Source organism: Collimonas sp. OK412, assembly GCF_900112135.1.
Lineage (GTDB): Bacteria > Pseudomonadota > Gammaproteobacteria > Burkholderiales > Burkholderiaceae_D > Collimonas > Collimonas rhizosphaerae.
This window is the reverse complement of record NZ_FOLC01000001.1, coordinates 113177-139204: the sequence shown is the minus strand read 5'-3', so window position 1 is coordinate 139204 and position 26028 is coordinate 113177. Positions and strand designations below refer to the sequence as shown.

At 61.6% G+C, this 26028-nt stretch carries 21 protein-coding genes; 14 read left to right on the top strand and 7 right to left on the bottom strand.

Annotation, left to right across the window (positions count from 1 at the left end):
• The first annotated feature begins 9 nt into the window (after positions 1–9).
• From BM062_RS00600 to BM062_RS00585, 4 genes are all read left to right on the top strand, one after another.
• Positions 10–903, top strand: coding sequence for a DUF6999 family protein (locus tag BM062_RS00600; protein ID WP_092392040.1), 894 nt, complete (start codon positions 10–12; stop codon positions 901–903).
• Positions 904–1014: 111 nt separating this feature from the next.
• Entirely contained in the window at positions 1015–1398 is a 384-nt protein-coding gene (locus BM062_RS00595; RefSeq protein ID WP_092392038.1) for a DUF2946 domain-containing protein, read from the top strand.
• Between the two features lie 77 nt (positions 1399–1475).
• Entirely contained in the window at positions 1476–3854 is a 2379-nt protein-coding gene (locus tag BM062_RS00590; RefSeq protein WP_092392036.1) for a TonB-dependent receptor, read from the top strand.
• Positions 3855–3894: 40 nt separating this feature from the next.
• The gene (locus BM062_RS00585; protein WP_092392034.1) at positions 3895–5364 is read left to right on the top strand and encodes a PepSY-associated TM helix domain-containing protein; all 1470 of its coding nucleotides are present in this window, start codon (positions 3895–3897) and stop codon (positions 5362–5364) included.
• On the opposite strand, the gene selD is transcribed toward BM062_RS00585, so the two are convergent.
• The 3 genes from selD to BM062_RS00570 form a co-directional block, all read right to left on the bottom strand.
• The gene (selD, locus tag BM062_RS00580; RefSeq protein WP_092392032.1) at positions 5365–6420 is read right to left on the bottom strand and encodes a selenide, water dikinase SelD; all 1056 of its coding nucleotides are present in this window, start codon (positions 6418–6420) and stop codon (positions 5365–5367) included. It lies immediately after the preceding gene.
• A gap of 58 nt (positions 6421–6478) precedes the next feature.
• A complete protein-coding gene (gene mnmH, locus BM062_RS00575) occupies positions 6479–7540 on the bottom strand; it encodes a tRNA 2-selenouridine(34) synthase MnmH (RefSeq protein ID WP_092392030.1) in 1062 nt (353 codons plus the stop codon).
• Positions 7541–7632: 92 nt separating this feature from the next.
• Positions 7633–8250: a TetR/AcrR family transcriptional regulator gene (locus BM062_RS00570; RefSeq protein WP_254784843.1), complete on the bottom strand. Its 618-nt coding sequence runs from the start codon at positions 8248–8250 to the stop codon at positions 7633–7635.
• A 130-nt stretch (positions 8251–8380) separates the two neighbouring features.
• Between BM062_RS00570 and BM062_RS00565 the strand changes: the two genes are divergently transcribed.
• Positions 8381–9232, top strand: a complete 852-nt coding sequence (locus tag BM062_RS00565) for a metal-dependent hydrolase (protein WP_371326532.1) — start codon at positions 8381–8383, stop codon at positions 9230–9232.
• A gap of 114 nt (positions 9233–9346) precedes the next feature.
• Entirely contained in the window at positions 9347–9952 is a 606-nt protein-coding gene (locus tag BM062_RS00560; protein WP_092392025.1) for a DUF2242 domain-containing protein, read from the top strand.
• A 77-nt stretch (positions 9953–10029) separates the two neighbouring features.
• Here BM062_RS00560 and BM062_RS00555 read toward each other — a convergent pair whose 3' ends face one another.
• Positions 10030–11961 carry an autotransporter outer membrane beta-barrel domain-containing protein gene (locus BM062_RS00555; RefSeq protein WP_139219955.1) on the bottom strand — a complete coding sequence of 644 codons (1932 nt, stop codon included), beginning with the start codon at positions 11959–11961 and terminating at the stop codon, positions 10030–10032.
• A 169-nt stretch (positions 11962–12130) separates the two neighbouring features.
• On the opposite strand from BM062_RS00555, the gene BM062_RS00550 reads away from it, so the two are divergent.
• Entirely contained in the window at positions 12131–12598 is a 468-nt protein-coding gene (locus BM062_RS00550) for an Lrp/AsnC family transcriptional regulator (protein WP_092392021.1), read from the top strand.
• Between the two features lie 13 nt (positions 12599–12611).
• Here BM062_RS00550 and metC read toward each other — a convergent pair whose 3' ends face one another.
• Positions 12612–13811: a cystathionine beta-lyase gene (metC, locus tag BM062_RS00545; protein ID WP_092392019.1), complete on the bottom strand. Its 1200-nt coding sequence runs from the start codon at positions 13809–13811 to the stop codon at positions 12612–12614.
• Positions 13812–14119: 308 nt separating this feature from the next.
• Here metC and ilvD point away from each other — a divergent pair, with 308 nt between their 5' ends.
• The 5 genes from ilvD (at position 14120) to BM062_RS00520 (ending at position 22273) form a co-directional block, all read left to right on the top strand.
• Positions 14120–15994 (top strand): dihydroxy-acid dehydratase, encoded by a 1875-nt coding sequence (gene ilvD / locus BM062_RS00540; protein WP_092392688.1) that lies wholly within the window; start codon positions 14120–14122, stop codon positions 15992–15994.
• A 268-nt stretch (positions 15995–16262) separates the two neighbouring features.
• A complete protein-coding gene (locus tag BM062_RS00535; RefSeq protein ID WP_092392017.1) occupies positions 16263–17507 on the top strand; it encodes a TIGR03862 family flavoprotein in 1245 nt (414 codons plus the stop codon).
• A gap of 116 nt (positions 17508–17623) precedes the next feature.
• The gene (locus BM062_RS00530) at positions 17624–18487 is read left to right on the top strand and encodes a cell envelope integrity TolA family protein (RefSeq protein WP_092392016.1); all 864 of its coding nucleotides are present in this window, start codon (positions 17624–17626) and stop codon (positions 18485–18487) included.
• A 172-nt stretch (positions 18488–18659) separates the two neighbouring features.
• Positions 18660–21302, top strand: a complete 2643-nt coding sequence (gene mutS, locus BM062_RS00525; RefSeq protein WP_092392014.1) for a DNA mismatch repair protein MutS — start codon at positions 18660–18662, stop codon at positions 21300–21302.
• Positions 21302–22273: a hypothetical protein gene (locus BM062_RS00520; protein ID WP_092392012.1), complete on the top strand. Its 972-nt coding sequence runs from the start codon at positions 21302–21304 to the stop codon at positions 22271–22273. The genes mutS and BM062_RS00520 overlap by 1 nt, the downstream gene beginning before the upstream one ends.
• Before the next feature lie 106 nt (positions 22274–22379).
• On the opposite strand, the gene BM062_RS00515 is transcribed toward BM062_RS00520, so the two are convergent.
• Positions 22380–22922 (bottom strand): FKBP-type peptidyl-prolyl cis-trans isomerase, encoded by a 543-nt coding sequence (locus BM062_RS00515; protein WP_061542287.1) that lies wholly within the window; start codon positions 22920–22922, stop codon positions 22380–22382.
• A 167-nt stretch (positions 22923–23089) separates the two neighbouring features.
• On the opposite strand from BM062_RS00515, the gene BM062_RS00510 reads away from it, so the two are divergent.
• Entirely contained in the window at positions 23090–24211 is a 1122-nt protein-coding gene (locus tag BM062_RS00510) for a cupin domain-containing protein (RefSeq protein WP_092392010.1), read from the top strand.
• Between the two features lie 604 nt (positions 24212–24815).
• Complete coding sequence (locus BM062_RS00505; RefSeq protein WP_041741578.1) at positions 24816–25130, top strand: hypothetical protein; 315 nt, start codon at positions 24816–24818, stop codon at positions 25128–25130.
• A 104-nt stretch (positions 25131–25234) separates the two neighbouring features.
• On the opposite strand, the gene BM062_RS00500 is transcribed toward BM062_RS00505, so the two are convergent.
• Complete coding sequence (locus BM062_RS00500; RefSeq protein ID WP_092392008.1) at positions 25235–26011, bottom strand: MBL fold metallo-hydrolase; 777 nt, start codon at positions 26009–26011, stop codon at positions 25235–25237.
• Between the last annotated feature and the right edge of the window lie 17 nt (positions 26012–26028).

Sequence of the window (26028 nt, the reverse complement as noted above, 5' to 3'; positions counted from 1 at the left end):
GCCCAAACCATGCAAAGCGACGATTTCCTGCAGCGCGCGCACGATCCGCGCGATCCCAATCCCTGGCTGGCGCTCTACCTGGATGGCAGCACGCCGCTGCCGGATCCGGTCAAGAGCGCCTGGCTGCACGACCTGGCGTCGCCGTCGCGCCAGTACCTGCTGCCGTTCGTACGGCCGCTGGCGCGGCTGATGATCATCCTGATCCAGGTCTTGAAGACGATCCTGCCGAAGCGCTGGTCGGCCTCGAAAACGCTGCACCGCTTGCTGGTGTGGGGTCTGAAAGGATTCGTCTCGCCCGAGGCCAACTGGCTGATACTGCGCCACTTCCACCTTGGCGCGCAGATCATCGAATTCATCGAGCGCAACGCGCCGGTCAGCGTCGCCCTGTCGCCGCTGACGCCGTTGACGATCGACGACCTGGGCGACGAGCTGTTCTTGAAACATGACCTGAACCTGTTCAATTTCGTGATCCGGCTCAACCAGCAGCTGCGCACCGAAGGCAAGACCCTGGCGGCGGTGCAAGAGGTCGACTTCAGCATGATCAGCGAGCCGCCGCTGGCGCTGGCAGCCATGCCGCAGCGCGCTCTCAACTTCATCGACCTGCAGACCGCCATCGAGATTTTTACGCCGGTCTACCAGCTGTTCCTGACCGATAACGATTTCTGGCGCGCCGCCAATTCGCTGCAGCTGGATGAAACCATGGCGGTGTATGCGGCCACCATACTCAACTCTCCCCAGCACCTGCTGCTGTTGAACAACAAGCATCCGCTGGTGCCGATGTCCACCCTCGGCGCCGGCTACCGCCTGGTGCTGCATGGGCTGTCGAGCGAGATGCTGCATTGCCTGCTGAGCGAAATGAAGCAGGCGCAGCTGGCAGCCGGCAAAGACAAAGCGGCCGCATGAGGAATTGATAAAAGAATGCCGTCCGGCGTGACAGGTTTGCGCCGCGATCATCATATATAATTGGCCCGTTTCATCCTGTCTGCGCAATGCTTGCGTCCTCGTAAGTCATCCATGTTACGTATCCGCCGTCAAAAACTTGTGGTCTGGGCCTGCCTGTTTGCCATCTGGCTGGGCATCCTCATGCCGACGGTTTCCCAGTCTCTCAAGGCGGCCGGGACGATACAGATAGACAACCAGATCTGCACCGCGGCCGGACTGGTCAGCGCTCCGCCGGCTGACGACGGCAAGCCGTCCGCGCCCGGCGCCGGCCACTGGACTGCCTGCGGTTATTGCACCCTGCTGGCCGACAGCCCGCCGCCGCCGGCATCTTTCGATTTGCTGCAAGCGACCGTGGCGCCTTTCGCGCACGCCAGCTTCCCGCCCTACGACTACATCCCTCCACGCCCATTCCGCGGCCAGACTCACCCGCTCGACCCGCCCCTGCTCCTTTCCTGATTTCACCGGCAGTACCGCCTATCCCCGCTTGCCTGCGCAATCCGGGGACGAATCTCGTTTCAAGCCCAGGGGAATTTATGCTCGCTTTGCTCACGCAAACCAAGAGTGCTTCATCGCGCCGCGACTGTCCGCGGCCGCGCTTGCCACACCAGCCGTCCACTCAGTTGTCCACCTTGTCGGCGGCGTTGCTGCCGCAGTCGTTCGTCCTCATGCTTGCCCTGCCCATGCTGTCGCCAGGCGCCTGGGCGGCAGAAGAAGATAGCCATGCAGTGCCGGAAGTATTCGTCACCGGCGCCAGGGAAAAGCGGGTGCTCGATCCCAACCTGCCCGCCAGCAGCGAACGGATCACCGCCGCGCAATTGCAAAACCTGAACGTCGTCAATACCGAAGACGCCTTGAAATACATGCCGAACATGGCAATGCGCAAGCGTTTTATCGGCGACGAGAACGCCACCATTTCGGTGCGCGGCAACGGCACTTCGCAAACCGCGCGCGGCCTGGTGTACGCCGACGGCCTGCTGCTCAGCAATTTCCTCGGCAATACCCACAGCTTCCCGCCGCGCTGGTCGATGGTTTTCCCGGAAGACATCGCCCAGGTGGACGTGGTCTACGGCCCCTTTTCAGCGCTGTATCCCGGCAATTCGATGGGCGCGACGGTCGCCATCACTACCAAGATGCCGACCAAACTGGAAGCGATGTTCAAGGCCCAGGTATTCAGCCAGCAGTTCAGCCTGTTCGGCGTCGACGGCCGTTTCGACGGCAACAAGAGCACCGCCGCGATCGGCAACAAGGTCGGCGACCTGTCCTTCCTGCTCGGCATAGACCATCTCAGCAACGCCGGCCAGCCCTTCGTATACGCCAGCCAGCCGCGCTCCAGCCAGCCGGCGACCGCTGCCGCGGTGCCGGTCACGGGCGCCTACCAATATACCGATCCGAACGGCGCGCCCGCCACCATCTTCGGCGTCAATGCCGAAGGCGCCGAACGCGCGGTGCAGGACCAGTTCAAGTTCAAGGCTGCCTACGACATCACGCCGACCCTGCAAGCCGGCTTCACCTTCGGCTACTGGCGCCAGCAGGTGAGCAACAGCACCCAGACCTTCCTGCGCGACGCTAACGGCAAACCGGTGTATTCGGGACTGGTCAATATCGGCGGCTACCAGTACAACCTGCCGGCCTCGTTCTTTGCGCCGGCAGCCAGCGAAAGCGAAAACCAGCTGTACGGCCTGACGCTGAAAACCCGCCATGCCAGCGGCTGGAACTATTCGGCGATCGCTTCGTATTTCGACGTCTCGAAGAGCATCTCGCGCTCCGCCGGCAGCGGCCTCGCGAGCAACCTGGGCGGTGTCGCCACCTATGGCGACGGTTCGGGCTGGAAAACCCTGGACCTGGCGGCCGACTACAAGCCGGCAAGCGTCGCCGCCGGCAGCCATTGGCCGACCTTCGGCTATCACTACGATAATTATTTCCTGGAAAACACGACGTACAACCTGGACAACTGGCGCGGCAACAACGGCGGCAGCTTCAACAACGCCTTCGCCGGCAAGACCGAAACCCAGGCCCTGTTCGCGCAGGATGCCTGGCAATTGAGCCAGTTGTGGAAACTGACCTACGGCCTGCGTTATGAGGACTGGCGCGCCTATGACGGCGCACGCGCCACCAGCACCGCCGCCCAGCGCTACGACAGTCGCAGCCTGTCTTACTGGTCACCGAAGGCGGCGCTGTCTTACCAGGCTACGTCCGACCTGACACTGCGCTTTTCCACCGGCCGCGCCTACCGCTTCCCGACCGTCAGCGAACTGTTCCAGGGCAGCCTGACCGGCTCGACGCTGGTCAACAACGATCCGAACCTGAAACCTGAAAACGACCTGGCGAAAGAGCTGAGCGCCGAGTGGTCGCATTTCAACGGCATGCTGCGCATGTCCCTGTTTGAAGACGATGTGAAAAACACTCTGTTCAGCCAGACCAACACCACGGTATTCCCCAACGTCACCAATATCCAGAACATCGACCGCGTGCGTTCGCGCGGGATCGAGCTCAGCTATTCGGGTGAAGACGTGTTCCTGCGCGGACTGGACCTGAGCGCCAGCGTCGGCTACACCAGGTCGATCATCCTGGAAAACAGCAAGAACCCGGCCACCGTCGGCAAGAATTTCTACCGCATCCCGCTGTGGCGCAGCAACCTGGTCGGCAGTTACCGCGTCAATGACCAGGCCACCGTGATGCTGGCAGGACGTTATTCGGGCCGGCAGTACAACACGCTGACCAATACAGACACCAATCCCGCCACCTTCGGCGGCACCAGTTCTTTCCTGGTGTTCGACACCAAGCTGACCTTCAAGCCGACCAGGAACACGGAGCTGGGAATCGGCATCGACAACCTGACCGACAAGCGCTACTACGTCTACTACCCCTATCCAGGCCGGACTTTCTACCTGGAAGCCAAGGTCAGCCTTTGACCTGGCGCAACCCGGCCCACGCTTTTAGCAAGGAACAATCATGCAGACAGTTTTCCAGCAGAAAAATCAGCAACAAGCACCGGACGAAACCAGTTCGATCTCGTCGCGCAATTACCGCATCCTGTGGCGCTGGCATTTTTATGCCGGCCTGTTCGTGATGCCCTTCCTGATCGTGCTGGCCATCACCGGCACCATCTATGTCTTCAAGCCGCAGATAGAAAGCGCGCTCTATGGCGACAAGCTGTTCGTGCCCGCCGGCACCCAGGCCAGGCTGGGCTACGACAAGCTGCTCGGCATCGCCGCCGGCGCGTTGCCGCCTGACGCCAAGGCGAGTTCGATCGCCGTCAGCCAGGATCCGGAGCGCAGCACCGAAGCGGTATTCCGCCTTGCATCCGGCGACAGCAGCAGCGTCTATGTCAATCCGTACACGGGCCAGGTGCAGGGCACGCTCAGCGTCGAACACCGGCTGATGAAACAGGTGCGGCAAATCCATCGTGACCTGCTGCTCGGCAAATGGGGGGGCTGGCTGATGGAACTGGCGGCCTGCTGGACCCTGGTGATGGTCGGCACCGGCATCGCCCTGTGGTGGCCGCGCAAACGGTTTTCGGCATGGGGCACCCTGCTGCCGCGCCTTAGCCTGCGCGGCCGTGCGGTCTGGCGTGAACTGCACCTGGTAGCCGGCATCTGGGTGTCGATAGGCGCTGTGTTCTTCATCATGAGCGGCTTGCCGTGGTCCAGTTTCTGGGGCAAGAATTTCCAGGCGGTGGTTACCTGGGCGGATTCTGCGCCGGCAAAGACGGCGCCAAAGGTAGCAGCGAAGCAAACCCAAGTCCATCATGCGGACATGCCGACAGACGCGCATGCTTCGATGCCGGACATGCCCGGCATGAAAATGCAGGACCTGCCTCTGGCCAGCGTCCCGTGGGCGGTCGGCGCCACCACGGTGCCGACGTCGCAGAATATGCCGAAGCAGCAGCCGCGGCAGCGCCTGGCGATCGACCAGGTGGTGGCGATCGCGGCACGCAACGGCATGCAGACCTACCAGCTGGCCTTGCCGGGCAAGAGCTCCGGCGTATTCACCGCATCGTATGCACCTGGCGCTGGCGAATTTGTCCGCTCCGACCTTGACCAGCAGCGTACGCTGCATATCGACCAGTACAGCGGAAAGATCATGAAGGACATGCGTTTTTCCGAGTACAACCCGGTCTCCAAGCTGGTCTCGCTCGGCGTTGCCTTGCATATGGGAGAGTATTTCGGCCTGGCCAACCAGCTGATCTGCGCCGCCATTTCAATGGCGCTGCTGGGAATGGCCGCGACCGGATTCATCATGTGGTGGAAGCGCCGTCCGCAACATTCGATCGGGGCGCCGAAGCGCGTGCTGCAGCCGCCACCCTCGATCAGGCGCTGGAAAGGCTATATGGCGCTGCTCGGCATCATCTTCCCGTTGATGGGCGCGACGATGATCGCCGTCTGGCTGGGCGACACCTTGTTTTTCAAGAACAGGGCCTAGTCAGGCCACAACTTCGACGCCGCCGCCCGCGGTCATTTCACCGATGACCGCAGCCTCGGCAAACCCTTCGCGCCGGAACAGCTCCAGCACTTGCTCCACCGCCGCGGGATCGCAGGAAACCAGCAAGCCGCCCGAGGTTTGCGGGTCTGTCAGCAGGCTGCGCTGCACCGGCGTGATGCCGTCGGCCAGCGTCACGTCCTTGGCGTAGCCGTTCCAGTTGCGGCCGGAAGCGCCGGTGACATATCCCTGCTCCGCCAGCTGCTGCACCTGCGGCAGCAAAGGAATCAATCCCATTGCCAGCCGCGCGGACAGCTTGGCGCCGCGCGCCAGTTCCAGCATGTGACCCAGCAAGCCGAAGCCTGTGACGTCGGTCAGGGCGTTAACCCCGGCCAGTTCCGACAGCAGCCGGCCAGGCTTGTTCAGCTTGGTCGTATTGCTGATCAGCGCGGCATAACCGGCGGCATCCAGCGCGCCCTTTTTCAAGGCTGCCGACAGGATGCCGACGCCGATCGGCTTGCCCAGGATGAGTTTGTCTCCCGCCTTGGCGCCGGCGTTGCGCTTGACCTTGGACGGATGGACCAGGCCCAGCACCACCAGGCCGTAGATCGGCTCGACCGAATCGATGGTATGGCCGCCGGCGATCGGGATGCCTGCTTCGGCGCAAATCGACTCGCCGCCTTTCAATATGCTGGCGATCACTTCCAGCGGCAGCTTGTCGATAGGCATGCCGACCAGGGCCAGCGCCATGATCGGCGTGCCGCCCATGGCGTACACGTCCGAAATCGCATTGGTGGCGGCGATGCGGCCGAAGTCGTAAGGATCGTCGACGATCGGCATGAAAAAATCGGTGGTCGCGATCAGCGCCTGCTCGTCGTTGAGCTTATAGACAGCGGCGTCGTCGGCGGTTTCAATCCCCACCATCAATTCTTTCGGCACCGGGAATCCGCTCGAGCCTTTGAGGATTTCCGCCAGCACGCCCGGCGCGATCTTGCAGCCGCAGCCGCCGCCATGCGAAAAGGAAGTCAGTCGGATATTGGATTCAGCGGGATCTGGCATACGCGTCCTGAGATGAAGTCAGTCAAAGATAGGAATGAAGTATACGCGCCATCGGCGCTTATTTCTCTTGATGCAGCTGTTGCGCCACGCGAACGAAGGCAGCGTCCGAAATATCCGGCAGGTCAATCACCTGCGCCTCGGAAAACTGGTCGAAATTCCTCCTGATCGACTGCGCGTAAGCCGGATCGTAGTGCTTCAGGAGCAATTCATCGACCAGCTCCTCGATGCGTCCCGACAAGCTCAGCTGCTGCCAGTAAGCGACCTTCTCGCGGCCATGGACATAAGCCAGGCAAGCCAGCTGGGTATTGAGCAAGGCGGGGTCGGCGATGAAATGCACGTAATCTTCCAGCAGCAGCCGCACCCGGTCCGGACGCGACAGCGCAACCGCATAACATGGCGAATTGCGCATGGATGCCATCAGCACCTCCGGCACCCGCAGGTTGCCGACTTTCCTGCTCTCGGATTCGACGAATACCGGACGCTGCGGATCGCAACCTTGCAGCATGTCCCACAGCCGGCTCTCGAAGGTTTTTTGCGAGGGCTGCAGCTCGCTCGGCAGGTTACCCAGCACCGAGCCGCGATGCGCCGCCATCTGTTCCAGGTCCAGCACCTGCGCACCCTGTTGCGCCAGCACTTGCAGCAGGCGGCTCTTGCCGCTGCCGGTAGGGCCGCAGATCACCCTGAAGCACAAGCCCAGCGGCAGTTCGGCCAGGCTGGCGTTGACATGCCTGCGATACGACTGGTAGCCGCCGTCCAGCTGCGCCACCGGCCAGCCGATTTTCGCCATGATGTGCGCCATGGCGCCGCTGCGATTGCCGCCGCGCCAGCAGTAAACCAAGGGCGTCCATTCGCGCGGCTGGTCCAGGAACAGGGTTTCGATATGGAAAGCGATATTGCGCGCGACCAGCACCGCGCCCAGTTTTTTCGCCTCGAAACTGCTGACCTGCTTGTACATGGTGCCGACCTGCGCCCGCTGCGCATCGTCCAGCACCGGGCAATTGATGGCGCCGGGAATATGGTCTTCGGCAAATTCCGACTGGCTGCGGACATCGATGACAGCGTCGAACTGGTTGAGCCGGGGAAGGACTTCTTGAAAGGACAGCAATGCCGGGTATTTCATGCGCGTTTTTCTAGATCGGTTTTTGGCTGGCGGAACGACAGCACTCACGCATTATAAGCATTTGCTCCGCCCTCTTCGAATCTGGCGAATTGTCAGGCATCGTCTTGCTCCGACAGCATGCCCCAGGCCAGCCGCACCAGCTCGTCTTCGAATTCGACGCTGCCGAGCAGCGGCGACTTTTCCAGCGAAGCGCTGCGGATGGCGCCGATGACGGCGCGGGTCACCACGAACATCATGGCCGGCGTCGGCGGCCGCAGCTTGGGATGGTGGATCCGCTGCATGCTGATGGCGATCCGTTCCGCCGTCTCGCGCAAGGCCTGTGTGATGTCTTCGTGGTGATCGTGCTGCCAGGCGAAACGGACCATGGCGCGCTTGGCGCTGCGGCCGCTGCCCAGGCCCTCGATATTGATGCGGATGAACTGGCGCAGGAAAGTTTTCGGATCGAGCTGGCCAACCTGGTTCTCGGCGCTTTCCATCAATGCGTCCAGCTCATCCATCACGCGCCGCCGCTCGCGCGCAATCAGGGCTGTCAGTATCGCTTCCTTGCTGGGGAAATACTGGTATAGGGTGCCGATCGAGAAACCGGCCTTTTCCGCCACCTTGTTGGTGGTCAGCCCTGCCGGACCCTCGCTTTCCAGAATCTGAGCAGTGGTTTCAAAAATGGTCTCTATGGTGCGTTGCGCCCGCTCCTGGGTGGGCAATTTCCGCATGATTTCAGAGTGAGATCCTGGATTACGCTTGGCCATGTCCGTGCCTGTCAAAAACTGAGCAAGTTGCGAGTTTAAAAACTGAATAAAGCTCAGTATAGTGGTTCTATCGCAAATCTACAAAGGCAGGCCCGTGAACACCTCCACGCCACTGATGGTAAGAAAACTGCTGGTCGACTTGTCGCAAGGCTTCCCGCGCCACTGGCTGGCAGGCAAACCGTTCCGTACCCAATACTTCAACGCCTTGTCGATGAGTTTTCCGGTCGGCGAGCAGGAATTCATCGATTCCGTGCGCGACGCCGCCCAAGCACTGCCGGATTCTCCTGAGAACAGCGCGCTGCGCGCCACCATCCAGGATTTTGTGGGACAGGAAGCCACCCACCGCCGCGTGCACGATTTGTACAACGCCGAGCTGGAAAAACAAGGATTGCACAACCATTGGCAGCATTGGTCCGGCAACCTGATCGCACTGGGACGCCAGCACAAGGTTCCTGCCATGCGCAGGCTGGCGATTACCGTAGCCCTGGAGCACTACACCGCGGCGATGGCCGACCTGACGCTACGCCATCCGCAGCTGCTGGACGGCGCGGAACCGTCCTTGCAAACCCTGTGGCGCTGGCATTCGGTGGAAGAAACCGAGCACAAGGCAGTCGCTTTCGACCTGTTCCACACGCTGGGCGGCGACTACCGGGCGCGGATGAGCGGTTACGCTTTTGCCATGCTGCATTTAACCTTGATGGCGACCGGGCAAACGATCAACAACCTCTGGCACGACCGCGTGCTGTTCAAGCCCGGCACCTGGCTGGACGCCGCCCGCTTCTTCTTTGGCCGCTACGGCCTGGTCTGGCTCAGCACCGGCCCGCTGCTGGCCTACCTGCGCCGCGATTTCCACCCGTGGCAGCATGACAACCGGGAGCTGGCGGAACAATGGCTTTCCGATTATTCCGGGAAGTACGCTGTGGTGCGCGGCCCTAGAGCCGCCTGAACCGGGATTGCAACGAAATACCCTGACTTCTGTCGAATCGGCTGATCATCGAGCGTGCGATAGACTAAAATGCCATCGCCGCTATCAATTAGCCGATTCAAGGAGTTTTCGTTCATGCCCAGGATGTACAGTTTTTCGCGCGCCGCGCTGCTGGTCGCGCTGGCCGGCGCCCTCGCCGCCTGCTCCACCGCCAAGCCCAAGGTTTACCAGGGCGAGGAATTCAGCGAAACCAGCACTTTTTCCCACGACTTCGCCAAATCCAGTGCGGATACCTGCGAAGCGGCGCGCCGCACCTTGCTGAGCCAGGGCTACATCATCAAGCAGGCCAAGGATGACCTGGTCGACGGCCACAAGCACTTCCAGCCGGAGAGCGACGTCCACGTCGAAATCGAATTCCATGTGGTGTGCGCCGCCAACGACAAGCAAGGCAAAAACAGCACGCTGTTTGTCAGCGCCACCCAGGACCGCTATGCGCTCAAGAAAACCAACAACTCGGCCAGCGTCGGCCTGAGCGTGCTGGGTTCAGTGTCGATGCCGATCGGCAGCACTTCCGATTCGCTGGTCAAGGTCGCCAGCGAAACGATTCCGGCCGGGCAGTTCTATGATCGTTTCTTCGGCCTGATCGAACATTACCTCGGCCTCGACACCGGCTTGCCCGCGGTGGGCCTGGGCGACAAGCCGGCGCTGCCGGTCAAGCCTGCGCCGAAAGCGCCGGAATAACGCCGCCCAGGAAAAAGGCCGCCGGTGTTTTCACACGCTGGCGGCCGTCAAGCTCTAACCTGGATGTCAACAGCTGGTTAAAACGCCTTCTTCAAGCCGACCTGGAACGAGTTGGTCTTGTTGCCGCCGGCGAACTGGCCGCTGTAGCTGGCAAACGCGCTGAAATCCGCAGCCAGCGCAATGCTGGCGCCGAGATCCAGCCGTGCGCTGTTGGATGGCCCCTGGTATGCGGGCAAACCGAAGCTGCCGGCCATGCCGACCACATTGGCGCGCACATCGCGCTCGCTGTCTTTAAACTCCTTTTCCCATGCCAGCTTGGCGAACGGCTGCACCGCATATTGCCCCAGCGTCAGCTTGCTGCTGACCTGCGCGCCGAGGCTGGACACCAGCGAATTGCGCCGCTGCGACTGGAAGTTCATGGCGGTGCTGTCGTTGCCGTTTTCGGTGTAGCCGCCGACATTGACCTGCTGCCAGGTCAGGTTGCCGACCGGGCTCAGGACCAGCGCGCCAAGATCAAAATCGTACTGGCCGCCGATGCGCAACAGAAACTGGTGGCCGTTGCTGCTGCCGCTCTCGCTGCGGGTGGCCGCACCGAGGGCGATATTGCGGGTCACATCCTTGTACTGCAGCGAGCCGGCCATGCCCAGCGCGTTGACGGCCCAGGCGCCGTCGCGGTATTGGGTGTAGGCCGAAAGCATGGCCTGGTCCAGCTTGAAGCCGCCGCTATCGTTACCGAAATTCGCCCGGTTATGGGCGAAACCGAAAGCGCCGCCGACCGTAACGTTCTGGTTGACGGCGTAATCGACGCCGACCGACACGCTATTGGACGAGCCGTCCAGGCCAGGATTGTTGCCGTTGTGGTCCAGGCTCTGGTGGGTATTGTCATACGCGGCATAGGCTTCGACCTGTCCCGCGCGCGGCGTCAGCCGCTGGCGGTCGTCGATCACGCGGGTGAAAGCCTGGGCGCCGGCCAGCGGCGCTTCTGCCAGCATGCCGATCTGGCTGGGAGCCTGCAGCACCGATTCGACATACTGCGCCAGGATCGCATGCCCTGCTCCGGTCGGATGGACGCCGTCGGCGAACAGATAGGTCTTGTCGGCGTTCGGCGCAACCAGGGTCGAGGTGGTGCAGGTCGACGAAGAACTGGTGGTGCAGGCCGGTGTGGTGACGTTGGTAAAACCGTACAAGCCAGGATTGGCGACCGCTTCGCGCAGCAGGCCGAAGGCGTTGAGCGCGACGATGTTGCCGCCCAGGCCGCCCAAGCCGCTGTTCAGGCTGGCGTTGAAGCTGGTCGAAGCCGCGGTCCACAAGGTGGCCAGCGCCGGAATCGACGAGCCCTGCGGAGTACGGCCGATATCGGGCAGGTTGATCACGATCACGGTGCCGGCGCCGGCCTGCTGCAATTGCCTGACCAGGCTGACCACGTTGCCGGCTTCGCCGGTGACTTGCTGGATGGTTTGCACCGCGGTGGCGGTCTGCGTCGCCGGATTGAGCAGGCCGGCGATATTGGTCTGGGTGTAGCCGAACACATCGTTGGCGCCGGCCCAGGCTGCGTACAGCCCCTTGCTGTCGAGGTGCGGATTGGCCGCCAGGTAAGCCTGGACCTGGCTGGCGACAGTCGGCACCAAAGGCGCCGTGGCGGCGTCGGGCCAGCCGTTCTGGCTGGTCACGCGCGCGCCGCCGACTGCGTAGTCGGTGCCGCCGGCCGCCTGCACGCCGCTCGGCGTCAGCACCGCCGCCGGATTGGCGGTGGTGCCGTATTTATGCGCCAGGAGCTGCGCCCAGACGGGATCCGGGTTGGTGGTGAACGACGGCTGCTTGCCCACTCCGGTGAAATAGCCGGTGTCGGTCAGCGAGTCGCCGAAAAACACCATCTGTGAAAAATTCGCGGCGCCGGCCGGCGCGCAGATGACGAACCCGGCGCCCAATACGGCAGCGGTATGGGTCGCCAATGTCAGTGCACGGGCCATGGGGCGCAGGCGGAATGGTTTTGCTAATGAAATGCGCAATTGTGTCTCCCTCTTGTATTTATAGATGTTGCGCCATTAATATCTGCTTCCCAGGCTGCAAAGTCAATCGAGGACATAGGCAAAACACTCGAAATCCACTGCGTCCGCGCAAGTGGCGCTAAACTGCTTCTGCCAACTGCGCAAGCACTCATTGTGAACCATACCGACCATGGATAAAATAGATAAACAGATTCTGGCCATCCTGCAAGAAGACGCCAGCACGCCGGTGGCGGAAATCGCCGAGAAGGTCAACCTGTCGTCGACGCCTTGCTGGCGCCGCATACAGAAACTGGAAGAGGATGGCGTGGTGTTGCGCCGGGTGGCGCTGCTGGACGCCAACAAGCTCAATGTCGGCGTGACGGTATTCGTATCGATCAAGACCAACCAGCATAACGCCGGCTGGTATGCGCAATTCAGCAATACCGTAAAACTGATTCCCGAAGTGGTCGAGTTCTACCGCATGAGCGGCAACATCGATTACCTGCTGCGGGTGGTGGTGCCGAATATCGCCGCCTACGACGCGGTGTACCAGAAGCTGACGCAGTCGAACGCGCTGTTCGACGTCAACGCCAGCTTCGCCATGGAACAGATCAAGCACACTACCGCGCTGCCGCTTGACTATGCCGGGCTAGACTGATCCGGCCGGCTCCCTACAGCGCCTGCTCCATGCGCTTGAACGCCTGGCCCATGTCGGCGATCAGGTCGTCGATGTTTTCCAGCCCGACGTGGATCCGCACCAGCGGATTCGGGTAGGTGGTTGCCGACGCCACGCGGGTCGGCGGTTTGTCCAGCGGCAAAGCCAGGCTTTCAAAACCGCCCCACGACAAGCCGATCCCGAACAATTGCAAGCCATCGAAGAATTTCGACAGCGCAGGCCGGCCGACTTCTTTCAAGGCAATCGTGAACAGGCCGCTGGCGCCGAGGAAATCGCGCTGCCACAGCTTGTGGCCGGGATCCGACGGCAGCGCCGGATGCAATACGCGCTCCACCAGCGGCTGGGTCTGCAGGTATTCCGCCAGCTGGATGCCGCTCTCCGAATGCTGGCGCAGGCGCACCGACATGCTGCGCATGCCGCGCAAAGCCAGGTAGATATCGTCCGGGCCGGCAGTCTGGCCGAAATCGTGGGCGCCGTGCTTGAGGATGCACCAGGCCCGTTCATTGGCGCTGGCGACGCCCAGCAAGGCGTCGGAATGGCCGACGATGTATTTGGTGGCGGCGTGGATCGAGACGTCGACGCCATGTTCGAACGGCTTGAAAAACAGCGGCGTGGCCCAGGTATTGTCGAGCAAGACGTAAGCGCCGACCTTGTGCGCCTCTTCTGCGATGGCGGGGATGTCCTGGACCTCGAAGGTCCACGACCCGGGCGATTCGACAAACACCACGCTGGTGTTCGGCCGCAGCAACGTACGGATTTCGCCGCCGATCAGCGGATCGAAATACTCTACTTCAACACCCATGCGGCGCAAGACGCGGTCAGCGAAGGTGCGGGTCGGACCATACACGCTGTCGGTCATCAGGACATGGTCGCCGCTTTTGACGAAAGCCATGATGCTGTGGGTGCAGGCCGACAGGCCGGACGGGAACACCAGGCAGTTGTGGCCGCCTTCCAGCGTCACGATCGCCTGCTCGAAGGAGCGCGTGGTCGGCGTGCCGAAGCGGCCGTAGTTGGACATCGGATTGTCGATCTGGCGTGCGGCTTCCCAGTCTTCCAGGTTGTTGGCGATGATGGTCGAACCGCGGAACACCGGCGTATTCACCATGCCGGCAAAACGCGCCGGCTCGCGGCCGCAATGCACCAGCTGCGTATCGACATGGGTTGCCGGGGAAGCTGAAGAATGATCGGAAGACATAAGAAGCGCTCCATGCTGGACTGTACGGCGAGATTACCTGTAGCCATTGTAGGGTCGCCCGCGTGGAAAATTATTGCAACAAACATCCTTGAATCACGATTAATTAGAATAATTTACTAAAATTTTAACAATGTAAAGAAATTAAATACAAATCAGCAAGAAAGCACGCAGCCCGGCATCCTCAAAGACGCCAAATCCCATATATATGCAATAGATATTAATAAGCCACAAATCATATATTTGACATCGCGTTATGGGCAAGGCAATCTAACGTCAGCCTTAAGCCATCAATCCTGGAGATGCAAATCATGCCGCAATACCGTTCCCGCACTACTACCCACGGCCGCAACATGGCCGGCGCCCGCGCCCTGTGGCGCGCCACAGGCATGAAAGACGGCGATTTCGACAAGCCGATCATTGCCGTGGTCAACTCGTTTACCCAGTTCGTGCCCGGCCACGTCCACCTCAAGGACCTGGGCCAGATGGTCGCGCGCGAAATCGAAGCGGCCGGCGGCGTCGCCAAGGAATTCAATACGATCGCGGTCGACGACGGCATCGCCATGGGCCACGGCGGCATGCTGTATTCGCTGCCTTCGCGCGAACTGATCGCCGATTCGGTGGAGTACATGGTCAACGCCCACTGCGCCGACGCCATGGTGTGCATCTCCAATTGCGACAAGATCACGCCCGGCATGCTGATGGCGGCGATGCGCCTGAATATCCCTGTGGTGTTCGTTTCCGGCGGCCCGATGGAAGCCGGCAAAGTGGTTGAAAAACTGCCAGGCGTAGCCGTCATCGACCAGAAAATCTTCAAGATCGACCTGGTCGACGCCATGATCAAGGCCGGCGACGCCTCCGTCAGCGATGCCGACATCGCTGAAATCGAACGCTCGGCCTGCCCTACCTGCGGCTCCTGTTCCGGCATGTTCACCGCCAACTCGATGAACTGCCTGACCGAAGCGCTGGGCCTGGCGCTGCCCGGCAACGGCACCATCCTCGCTACCCACGCCGACCGCAAGGAGCTGTTCCTGCGCGCCGGCCGCCTGATAGTGGAACTGGCCAAACGCCATTACGAGCAAGACGATTATTCGGTCCTGCCGCGCACCATCGCCAGCAAGGCTTCGTTCGAGAACGCCATGACGCTGGATGTCGCCATGGGCGGTTCGACCAACACCGTGCTGCACTTGCTGGCCGCGGCGCAGGAAGCCGAAGTCGATTTCAAGATGGCCGACATCGACCGCATCTCGCGCCACGTTCCTTGCCTGTGCAAGGTGGCGCCGATGACCGACAAATACCATATCGAAGACGTCCACCGCGCCGGCGGCATCGTCAGCATCCTGGGCGAGCTGGCGCGCGCCGGCCTGCTCGACACCAGCCGTCCGACCATCCACGCCAAGACGCTGGCCGACGCCATCGCCAGCAACGACATCACCCAGACCCAGGACGCCGCGGTACACAAGCTGTTCAGCGCGGCTCCCGGCGGCGTGCCGACCCAGGTCGCGTTTTCCCAGGAAAAGCGCTTCGCCAGCCTCGACACCGACCGCAGCAACGGCTGCATCCGCGACAAGGCCCATGCCTATTCGCAGGACGGCGGCCTGGCAGTCCTGTACGGCAACCTGGCGGAAAACGGCTGCATCGTGAAAACCGCCGGCGTCGATGAAAGCATCCTCAAGTTCAGCGGCCGGGCGCGCGTCTTTGAAAGCCAGGACGACGCCGTGGAAGCGATCCTGGGCGACACGGTGCATGCCGGCGACGTCGTCATCATCCGCTACGAAGGACCGAAAGGCGGCCCCGGCATGCAGGAAATGCTGTATCCGACGTCGTATATCAAGTCCAAGGGACTGGGCAAATCCTGCGCGCTGTTCACCGACGGCCGCTTCTCCGGTGGTTCGTCCGGCCTGGTGATCGGCCATGCCTCGCCGGAAGCGGCGGAAGGCGGCGCCATCGGCCTGGTGGAGGAAGGCGACATCATAGAAATCGACATCCCGGAACGCCGCATGCACTTGAAAATCAGCGACAGCGAACTGGCGCAGCGGCGCTCTGCGATGGAAGCCAAAGGCAAGGATGCCTGGAAACCGGTCAACCGCCAGCGTTATGTGTCGCAGGCCTTGCAAGCCTACGCCGCCATGGCGACTTCGGCCGACCGCGGCGCGGTGCGCGACATCAGCCAGCTGAAACGTTAAGCGGTATACGCATTTGTGTCCTAGCGTTTATCTAGCAAGAAAAATGTAACTCTCTGTAAAAGAGGCTGGTGCAAACCAGCCTCTTTTGTTTCCATGTCACCAGTACCGCGGAGCCCGCATGCGGCCCGTGGCCGTTGCTGCAATATGGTAAAGTTGCAGACCGCTTCCTCTGGCAGATTTTTATGGCAGTTCCTGCAACTCTTCCCGTTAGATATTCCTTGAACCACGCTCCCTTGGATCACACTGCAGGATTGGCTTCTCCCGACTGATGACATCGTTGAATAATTCCGGATTGCAAAAAACAGTCGCCGTTATCGGCGGCGGCCCCGCCGGCCTGATGGCGGCCGAGGTGCTGGCGGCCGGCGGCTTGCAAGTCCATGTGTACGACGCCATGCCGTCGGTAGGCCGCAAATTCCTGCTGGCCGGCAAAGGCGGCATGAACCTCACCCATTCCGAGCCCTACGACGATTTCCTGACGCGCTACGGCGCCCGCCGCCCGCAAATCGCACCGCTGCTGGAGCAGTTCAGTCCGGACGCGCTGCGCGCATGGGTGCACGCGCTTGGCATAGACACCTTCATCGGTTCCTCCGGCCGCGTGTTCCCGACCGACATGAAGGCCGCGCCGCTGCTGCGCGCCTGGCTGCACCGCCTGCGCCAGGCCGGCGTCGGCTTCCACATGCGCCATCGCTGGCTGGGCTGGAACGAGGCCGGCGCATTGTCTTTCGACACCCCGCAAGGGCCGCTTGCGATGCAGGCCGACGCCGTGGTGCTGGCCTTGGGCGGCGGCAGCTGGGCACGCCTGGGGTCCGACGCCAGATGGGTGCCGCTGCTGGCGCAGCGCGAGGTTCCGCTCGCCCCGCTGCTGCCGGCGAACTGCGGTTTCGAGGCAAGCTGGAGCGCATATTTCCGCGAGCACTTTGCCGGCCACCACCTGAAATCGGTAGCGATAACCACGACCGACGGCGACCAGCCGGCGCAGCGCAAGCAAGGGGAATTCGTGATCACCGCCGACGGCGTCGAAGGCAGCCTGATCTATGCGCTGTCAGCCGGCCTGCGCGACCGCATCGCCGCCAGCGGCAGCACCCTGGTCTACCTCGACCTGCTGCCGGACTGGTCCTTGCAGCGCGTGACGGATGAGGTGGCGCGGCCGCGCGGCGCGCGTTCCTGGTCCAGCCACCTGCAAAGCCGCCTGGGCTTGAAAGGCGTCAAGACCAGCCTGCTGCGGGAACTGGTGCCGGCCGCCGATTTCGGCCAGCCCTTGCTGCTGGCGCAAGCGATCAAGGCGCTGCCGCTGACGCTGCTGGCCGCCCGCCCGATCGATGAAGCCATCAGCAGCGCCGGCGGGGTAACCTTCGAAGGCATGGATCCGCAGCTCATGCTGAAGGCCCTGCCGGGCGTATTCTGCGCCGGCGAAATGCTCGACTGGGAAGCCCCCACCGGCGGCTACCTGCTAAGCGCCTGCCTGGCTTCCGGACGTGCTGCCGGCAATGGCGTTTTAAGCTGGTTACGGTAACATGACGACCTTTGGCTCCGGGCTCCTGCCGGCGAATGGCGCAGCTTCCCGAGGAGCCGCCATTCAATTTGCAATCACGTTGACGACACAAGGCTGAACCGATGAAGGAAGGGAGTGTGAATCCAGGCGAACTGTCGCAGGCAGACCAGCAGCGAGCCGGCCAATGGCGCATTTCCAAGATCGTCGGCGTGCTGGTTTCGGTCCTGGTCCACATTCTCGGCATCTGGTTTTTGCTGACCAAGCTGGCGGTCGAGATGCCGGTGGCGTCGCCGTCGCCCGGCAACATGGGATTGCTGCTGATCAGCGAGGCGGCGGCGCCCAGCAGCGTGCCGCCGCCGAAAACGCAGGCCACTCCGGCCAAGCCGAAATCCGCACCCAAGCCGCGCAAGAGCGCGCCCAAACAGGAACAGGTGCGCAAGCCGGTTGTCGCAACTGCGCCGGAACCGGCCATACCGCCGCCGCCCGATGCGCCCAAGTACCAGCAATCGGTGGAGGAAGATTTTTCTACGCACATCCAGGCCGCGCGCCAGCGGCGCGAAGCGGCCCTGGCCCAGGAACGCGCCGAGGCCGGCGAGACCGCGGAAGACGCGCCGCAATCGCCGAACGATATCGCGCGCGCCAACATCCAGGCGCAACGGGGCTGGATGGGCATGGACAAGGACAAGTCGGGCGGTATTTTCGAAGTGCGCGACAAGACCCCGTTCCGGGCCAGCCTGATTTTCCGCGGCTGGAACGCGAATGTCAGCCGGAGCGCGCAGCAGAATATCCCGGTCGAGCGCGGCAGCGACGAGAGCATCGAAATGGCGATCGTCAATAAAATGATCGAGATGATCCGCAAGAAGACCAGCACCGATATTCCGTGGCGTTCGCAACGGCTGGGGCGCGTCATCACGCTTAGCGCCAGGCTGAAAGATACCGCCGAACTGCAGCAGTTCCTGATGCGCGAAATGTTTTACCAGGACAGCGCGCCGCCGCGATAAAAAGGGCCTGGCGATGCTTGTGCAACAGGCATCGCCGGCTGCAAAGAAATGGCGGCTCGGCCTTGTTCGGCTTACAATATCGCCTATTCCCGAATATTAGCAATCAGGCGCGCTCCAGCGCCTGAGAAAGAACCCATTTAATGCAATCAAATTTCCAGCAACGGGCCGCCCGATGACGGCAGCGGCACAAAAAGTTTCACCCGGCATGCAGCAGTACCTCGGCATCAAGGCCGACTATCCGGACACGCTCGTGTTTTACCGGATGGGGGATTTTTACGAACTGTTTTTCGACGATGCGGAAAAAGCGGCGCGCCTGCTAGGTATCACGCTGACAGCCCGCGGCACCTACAACAACGCGCCGATCAAGATGTGCGGCGTACCGTTCCACTCCGCCGACCAGTACCTGGCCAAGCTGATCAAGCTGGGCGAATCGGTGGCGCTGTGCGAACAGATCGGCGACCCCGCCACCAGCAAAGGTCCGGTCGACCGCAAAGTGCTGCGCGTGATCACCCCCGGCACCCTGACCGACTCCAACCTGCTGCCGGAAAAATCGGACCAGCCTTTGCTGGCGCTGTATGTCACCCAGCAGCGCAAGGCGGTCAAGGTCGGCCTGGCCTGGCTGTCGATGGCCAGCGGCGCGCTGAAGATGATGGAATTCGCGTGCGAACCGGCGACGCTGGATACCCTGCTGAAGCAGGAACTGGAGCGCATCGCACCGGCCGAGATCCTGGCTGCCGACATGGTGGAAACCATGTTGGGCGGCGCAGTGGTCGACAAAGCCACCACCGTGCCGGAATGGCATTTCGATATCGCCAACGGCCAGAAATCCCTGCTCGACCAGCTCGCCGTCAGCAGCCTGGGCGGCTTCGGCGCAGAAGGCTTGAGCGCTGCCATCGGCGCTGCCGGCGCCCTGCTGCGTTATGCGCAGTCGACCCAGGGCAAGGGCTTGCAGCATGTACGCACGCTCACGGTTGAAACCGAAAACGAATTCATCGGCCTTGACGCCGCCACCCGGCGCAACCTGGAACTGACCGAAACCATACGCGGCCAGGATGCCTCCTCCGGCGCGCCCACCCTGTTTTCGCTGCTGGACCACTGCCGCACGGCGATGGGTTCGCGCCTGCTGCGCCACTGGTTGCACCATGCCAAGCGCGACCAGGCTGTGGCCCGTGGCCGCCACGCGGCGATCGGCGCCCTGATTGCCGCCGATGCCGGCAGCGCCATTTCGAGCACGCTGAGCGCGGTGCCGGACATCGAACGCATCACCGCCCGCATCGCCCTGCTGTCGGCGCGGCCGCGCGACCTGGCCGGCTTGCGCGACGGCTTGCTGCAACTCGACGCGCTGCGCGCCGACATCGCCATGTGCGGCAGCGAAAATCAGGTGCCGCTGCTGCAGGAACTGCAAATCGCGCTGGAAACCCCGGTCGACTGCCTGCAGCTGCTGCAGACCGCGATCGCGGCCGAACCATCGACCATGGTGCGCGACGGCGGCGTCATCGCCGCCGGCTTCGACGCCGAACTGGACGAGCTGCGCGGACTGTCGGAAAACGCAGGCCAGTACCTGGTCGACCTGGAAACGCGCGAACGGGCGCGCACCGGCATCGCTAACCTGCGCGTCGAATACAACAAGGTGCACGGGTTTTACATCGAGGTCACCCACGGCCAGACCACCAAGGTGCCGGACGACTACCGCCGGCGCCAGACCCTGAAGAATGCCGAGCGCTACATCACGCCGGAACTGAAAGCCTTTGAAGACAAGGCTCTGTCGGCACAGGAACGCGCGCTGATCCGCGAAAAGGCGCTATACGAACAGATCCTGCAAGACCTGGCGCCGCATATCGGCACCTTGCAAAGCATCGCCCATGCCCTGGCCCAGCTCGATACCCTGGTGGCCCTGGCCGACCACGCCGCGCGCAACGGCTGGTGCGTGCCGCGGCTGGTGGCCGAACCGGCGATCCAGATCGTGCAAGGACGCCATCCTGTGGTCGAAAAGCAGATTGAACGCTTCATTGCCAACGACTGCCAGCTGTCGACCGAACGCAAGCTGCTGCTGATCACCGGCCCCAACATGGGCGGTAAATCGACCTTCATGCGCCAGGTGGCGCTGATCACCCTGCTCGCCTATGTCGGCAGCTACGTGCCGGCCGACAGCGCCGTGCTGGGCCCGATCGACCGCATCTTCACCCGCATCGGCGCCGCCGACGACCTGGCCGGCGGCCGCTCCACCTTCATGGTGGAAATGACTGAATCGGCAGCCATCCTCAACGGCGCCAGCGAAAACTCGCTGGTGCTGATGGATGAAGTGGGCCGCGGCACCTCGACCTTCGACGGCCTGGCGCTGGCATGGGCGATCGCGCGCCACCTGATCGAAGCCACCCGCAGCTTCACCTTGTTCGCCACCCACTATTTCGAACTGACCCAGCTGCCGGACCTGCATCCGTCGGCGGCCAATGTGCATTTGTCGGCGGTGGAGCACAAGGACAGCATCGTGTTCCTGCATGCGGTACAGGCTGGGCCGGCATCCCAGAGCTACGGCCTGCAGGTAGCGCAGCTGGCAGGCGTGCCGGCGCCGGTGATCCGCGCCGCCCGCAAGCACCTGGCTTTGCTGGAATCGCAATCGGTGCAGTCGACGCCGCAGTTCGACCTGTTTGCGCAAGCCGCCAGCATGGACGCTGATGAAGCCGGGGACGACGCAGCGCTGGACAGCGAACTGATGATCGCCCTGGACAGCATCGACCCCGACGCCCTGACCCCGCGCGAAGCGCTGGAACAGCTGTACCGGTTGAAGCATCTCGTCGCTGGGCAGAAAAACTGATGAGCGCCGCCGGCCGCCCGCACACACGCCGCAGGTTGCCGCTTCGGCTGGCGCTGCTGCTGGCGCTGACGGCCAGCTGCAGCGCTGCGCTGGCGGAAACCACCAGCTTCAGTTTCGGCGTGATCGCGCATGTGTTTCGCAGCAGCGCGGATGAAACGGCGCTGCGCAGCGCCATCAGCGAAACCGACGCCGACAACCTGGCGTTTGTGGTGGCCAACGGCATCAAGGCCAGCAGCGAACCGTGCACCGACAAGCTGTATGGCCAGCGCAAGGCTTTGCTGAACAGCGCAAAAAACGGCTTGATCGTGTCGCTGTCTGCCAGCGACTGGGTGACATGCAGGACCGCAGCCGACCGCTCGGCTGCGATAGAGCGCCTGGGCCGGATCCGCGACCTGTTTTTTTCCGATGAATTTTCTTTTGGCGACAGCAAGATCCCGTTGATCCGGCAATCTACTTCGCCGAAATTCCGCAGCTATGTGGAGAACGCGCGCTGGGAAATCGGCAACGTGGTGTTCGCCACCATCAACCTGCCCGCCGCCAACAACCACTACCTGGCGGAAGGCGGCCGCAACAGCGAATTCGAGGACAGGCAGATCGCCAACCGGGAGTGGCTGCAGCGCGTTTTCCTGAATGCCTCGCAAAAGAAATCGGATGCGGTGGTCCTGTTTTGCGACGGCGATCCGCTGGCCGCCCAGCGCCATCGCGTGTTCGACTTCAACGTCAAGCGCGACGGCTTTGCCGAAATCCGCCAGCGCATCAGCTCGCACGCCGCGCATTTCGAGGGCAAGGTGCTGGTGATCCACGGGCCGCATGGAACCAGTTCGCAGAATCCGGCGAACATCGTCTGGCAACGCAACCTGGGCGACCTGGAAATTCCCGCCGGCTGGCTGAAAGTGATGGTCGACCCGGCCAACCCGAAACTGTTCGAACTCGGCAAGCCGGCGGACCAGCCTGTGCTGTCGCGCCGTTAACCGTAGCGCGGGCAAGCGCCTGGAAACAAAAAAAAGCCGCAGAACATGTCTGCGGCTTTTTTCCTGATGCGCCGTCGCGGCTGCGACGACACGAATCACCGATGCTTTAGTGGATAGGATGGCTGCGGAAATGATCGTCTGCGCCATCGTCGTCATGATCGTCATGGTCATGGCCGTGAGCGCCGTGCACATGCTGATGGGCGATTTCTTCTTCCGAGGCGGCGCGGACTTCGGTCACGCTCAGGTCGAAACGCAGGGCAATCCCGGCCAGCGGATGATTACCGTCGAGCACCACCTTGTCGTCGGCAATGTCGGTCACCGTGAAAATCAATGCCTGCTCTTCTTCATCCTCGTTGTCCGGCGTGCCCTCAAACTGCATGCCGACTTCCAGCGGCGTCGGCAGGCGGTTGCGCGGCTCTATCTTGACCAGGTTCGAATCGTATTCGCCGAACGCATCGTCCGGCTCAACCTGCAGCTCGGTTTGATAGCCGACTTCCTTGCCATCCAGTGCTTCTTCGATTTTCGGCAGCGTGTTTTCGTAACCGCCGTGCAAGTACACCATCGGTTCGCTGCTTTCTTCGATCAGATTGCCTTGGGCATCTGACAATTTGTAGCGTACAGTCACTACCGTATTTTTGGCAATCTTCATGATCATTCCTTTCATTTAACATGCGTTCGGATTATACCCGCCGGAACGGCCCTGCCTCGCCGGGATAGCAAAAAATTACGCGATGGTTCCGTCCAGGCGGCTTGAACGCACGTCGAATCCCGATCCCCGACCTGATTTTACGGCATCCAACCCGATATAATGACCGCATGAAAAATTCAACACTCCTGGGCGGCCTGTCGCCCGCGCAATTTTTACGCGATTACTGGCACAAGAAACCCCTGCTGATCCGCCAGGCCTTGCCTGGTTTCATCCCCTTGCTGACGCCCGACGCCTTGTTTGAACTGGCGCAGCGGGACGACGTCGAATCACGCCTGGTGACCCACTTCAAGCAGCAATGGCAAGTCAGCAACGGCCCGGCCCTGGAGCTGCCGGACACGGCGCAGAAGGACTGGACCCTGCTGGTGCAAGGCGTCAACCTGCACGACGACGGCGCCGACACCCTGCTGCGCCAGTTCCGCTTCATTCCCGATGCGCGGCTGGACGACCTGATGATCAGCTATGCGACCGACAATGGCGGCGTCGGTCCGCACTTTGACTCCTACGATGTGTTTTTGTTGCAGGCCCACGGCCAGCGGCGCTGGAAAATCGGCGCCACCCAGGACCTGACCCTGGTGGAAGGCAGTGCGCTGAAGATACTCAAGAACTTCACGCCCGAGCAGGAATTCATCCTGGAACCGGGCGACATGCTGTACCTGCCGCCGCAATACGCCCACGACGGCACCGCGATCGGCGAGTGCATGACGTATTCGATCGGTTTCCGCGCCCCGCCGTTCCAGGAACTGGGCGAAGCCTTCCTGCAGTTCATGGCGGACTCGATCGACCTGCCGGGACGCTATGCCGACCCGGACCTGCAGGCCAGCAAGCATCCGGCGGAAATCGGCAGCGCCATGCTGGCGCAAATCTCGGACGAACTCAACAAGGTGCGCTTCACCGAAGATGACATTGCAATTTTCGTCGGCGAGTATTTGTCCGAACCCAAGGCCAATGTGTTTTTCGAATCGCCGGCGCGGCCGCTGACCCTGGCGCGCTTTACCGCTGCGTTGAACAAGCGTGGCGTCGCGCTGTCGCGCAAGACCCAGATGCTGTATCGCGGCAAGCATGTATTCATCAACGGCGAATCATTCGCTGCGGGCCGTGCCGACAAAACATCGCTGACGCTGCTGGCAGACCAGCGCCGGCTCGATAGCGAAGCCGCCGCCAAGGTTTCCACTGATGTGCTGGAGGCGCTCTACACCTGGTACGAAGATGGCTGGATTACCCTCGGCTGATTGCGGGGACGCGCTTCAGGCCGGCCGCGCCGGATGCCTTTCCCGCCATGGCGGTGCAGCGGAATGTTATCGCGGCTGCTTTAAATAAGCAGCCGCGAATAAGGAACTGCGAGAAACTGCGAGAAACCACATCTGAAACTTAGTTATAGAATAAATATAACTTTGTTTTAATGCCATTAATAATAAAACAAATACCGGAGTTAATATTTAATCCGGTCGCCATAAACATTATCTGCAATTCACACTATTTAACAAATAAGCTGCCAAAAGCGGATATCCATTCACATTTGCCGCGACTAGTCATGCAGCGACGGCAAATGCGCATTCAGCGACAAATTGAATAAGTACAGCAGATACCTGTCACCGACTAGCTGGCAACGTTTACCTGGACACGCGACAGCGCTGTTGCATTGATACAAATTCTTACCAAATAGCAAACCGTTAATGTCATATTTAACAAATTCCAGCTATAATTCTGAGCTGGAAAGTTTTTGTTGCATCGCGATGCGCAGTCCCGGCAAAGCACTGCGAAAACATCCTGTAGAGCGATAATTACCGGTAATTATTCATCGCAAAATTTTTGATTACTACTGAAGGAACATTCATGAAAAAAACACTGTTGATCGCATCCCTGTTGGCTCTGACTCTGGCTGCTTGCGGCAAAAAAGACGAAGCTCCTGCTGCTGACGCTGCTCCTGCTGCATCCGTCGCTGCTCCTGCTGCTGACGCTGCTGCATCCGCTGCATCCGACGCTGCTGCTGCTGCAACTGCCGCTGGTTCGGCTGCTGCTGACGCTGCAACTGCTGCTGGTTCCGCTGCTGCTGCCGCTGGTTCCGCTGCTGCTGATGCTGCTCACACAGCTGTTGACGCTGCTGCTGACGCTGCTAAAGCTGCTGCCGCACCTGCTGCTTCCAAGTAATCATTGGTTGCTTAAAAAAAGCCGACCCCTGGGTCGGCTTTTTTATTGCTGAAAATTTCCGGTAAATATCGAACCGGCGCATCGCTCGCGCGCCATGCCGCGCACTACATCTCTATCCAGCCGAAGCCTTCTTCCTGGCACGCTATCGTCACTTCCACCGATTCGCTGCAGCGGGCGCCGCACAGCGCCGCATACGCCAGCTCAGGCAAATTGTTACGCGCACTCAAATGCGCGCCAACCACCTTGCGCAAGCGCGACTGATCCAGCGCCGCCAGGATTTCGCGCGCCGCATCGTTCGACAAATGGCCGTATTCGCCGCCGATGCGGCGCTTGAGCGATGGCGGATAAGCGGAATCGCTCAGCATCTTCCTATCATGATTACATTCCAGCACCAGCGCATCGCTGCCGCCCAGGGCTTGCACCAGATGCTCGGTCAGCTTGCCGGCGTCGGTCAGCACGCCCAGCCGGCGATCGCCGTCGGTGGCGACGTACTGGACCGGCTCGCGTGCATCATGCGGGACCGTATATGGAATTAACTGCAGATTACCGACGGCAAAGGGATCGCTGTCACGGCAGAAACAGACCGCGACGCCGTCCGTGCTGTCCTGGCGCAAGGCTTGATAAGTACCGTAGGTGAGCCACACAGGCAAGCGATGGCGGCGGGCGAATTTGAAAACGCCGCCGATATGGTCCTGGTGTTCGTGGGTGACGATAATTGCAGAGAGTGCGGCGCCATCCAGGCCCAGGCGGGCCAGGCGGCGTTCGGTTTCCCGAATGCCGAAGCCGCAGTCAAGCATCACGTTGGTGGCGGTGCTGCCTGACGCTGCTGAAATCAGCAATGCGTTGCCTTCGCTGCCGCTACCCAGGCTTGCGAATTTCAAGGGTAGCTCTGGTGACA

Coding starts and splice junctions, on each gene's coding strand:
- BM062_RS00505 (WP_041741578.1), top strand. CDS start 24,816: ATGAAAAAAACACTGTTGATCGCATCCCTGTTGGCTCTGACTCTGGCT.
- ilvD (WP_092392688.1), top strand. CDS start 14,120: ATGCCGCAATACCGTTCCCGCACTACTACCCACGGCCGCAACATGGCC.
- mnmH (WP_092392030.1), bottom strand. CDS start 7,540: ATGAAATACCCGGCATTGCTGTCCTTTCAAGAAGTCCTTCCCCGGCTC.
- BM062_RS00520 (WP_092392012.1), top strand. CDS start 21,302: ATGAGCGCCGCCGGCCGCCCGCACACACGCCGCAGGTTGCCGCTTCGG.
- BM062_RS00515 (WP_061542287.1), bottom strand. CDS start 22,922: ATGAAGATTGCCAAAAATACGGTAGTGACTGTACGCTACAAATTGTCA.
- BM062_RS00570 (WP_254784843.1), bottom strand. CDS start 8,250: ATGCGGAAATTGCCCACCCAGGAGCGGGCGCAACGCACCATAGAGACC.
- BM062_RS00600 (WP_092392040.1), top strand. CDS start 10: ATGCAAAGCGACGATTTCCTGCAGCGCGCGCACGATCCGCGCGATCCC.
- mutS (WP_092392014.1), top strand. CDS start 18,660: ATGACGGCAGCGGCACAAAAAGTTTCACCCGGCATGCAGCAGTACCTC.
- BM062_RS00535 (WP_092392017.1), top strand. CDS start 16,263: ATGACATCGTTGAATAATTCCGGATTGCAAAAAACAGTCGCCGTTATC.
- BM062_RS00550 (WP_092392021.1), top strand. CDS start 12,131: ATGGATAAAATAGATAAACAGATTCTGGCCATCCTGCAAGAAGACGCC.
- selD (WP_092392032.1), bottom strand. CDS start 6,420: ATGCCAGATCCCGCTGAATCCAATATCCGACTGACTTCCTTTTCGCAT.
- BM062_RS00510 (WP_092392010.1), top strand. CDS start 23,090: ATGAAAAATTCAACACTCCTGGGCGGCCTGTCGCCCGCGCAATTTTTA.
- BM062_RS00590 (WP_092392036.1), top strand. CDS start 1,476: ATGCTCGCTTTGCTCACGCAAACCAAGAGTGCTTCATCGCGCCGCGAC.
- metC (WP_092392019.1), bottom strand. CDS start 13,811: ATGTCTTCCGATCATTCTTCAGCTTCCCCGGCAACCCATGTCGATACG.
- BM062_RS00560 (WP_092392025.1), top strand. CDS start 9,347: ATGCCCAGGATGTACAGTTTTTCGCGCGCCGCGCTGCTGGTCGCGCTG.
- BM062_RS00585 (WP_092392034.1), top strand. CDS start 3,895: ATGCAGACAGTTTTCCAGCAGAAAAATCAGCAACAAGCACCGGACGAA.
- BM062_RS00595 (WP_092392038.1), top strand. CDS start 1,015: ATGTTACGTATCCGCCGTCAAAAACTTGTGGTCTGGGCCTGCCTGTTT.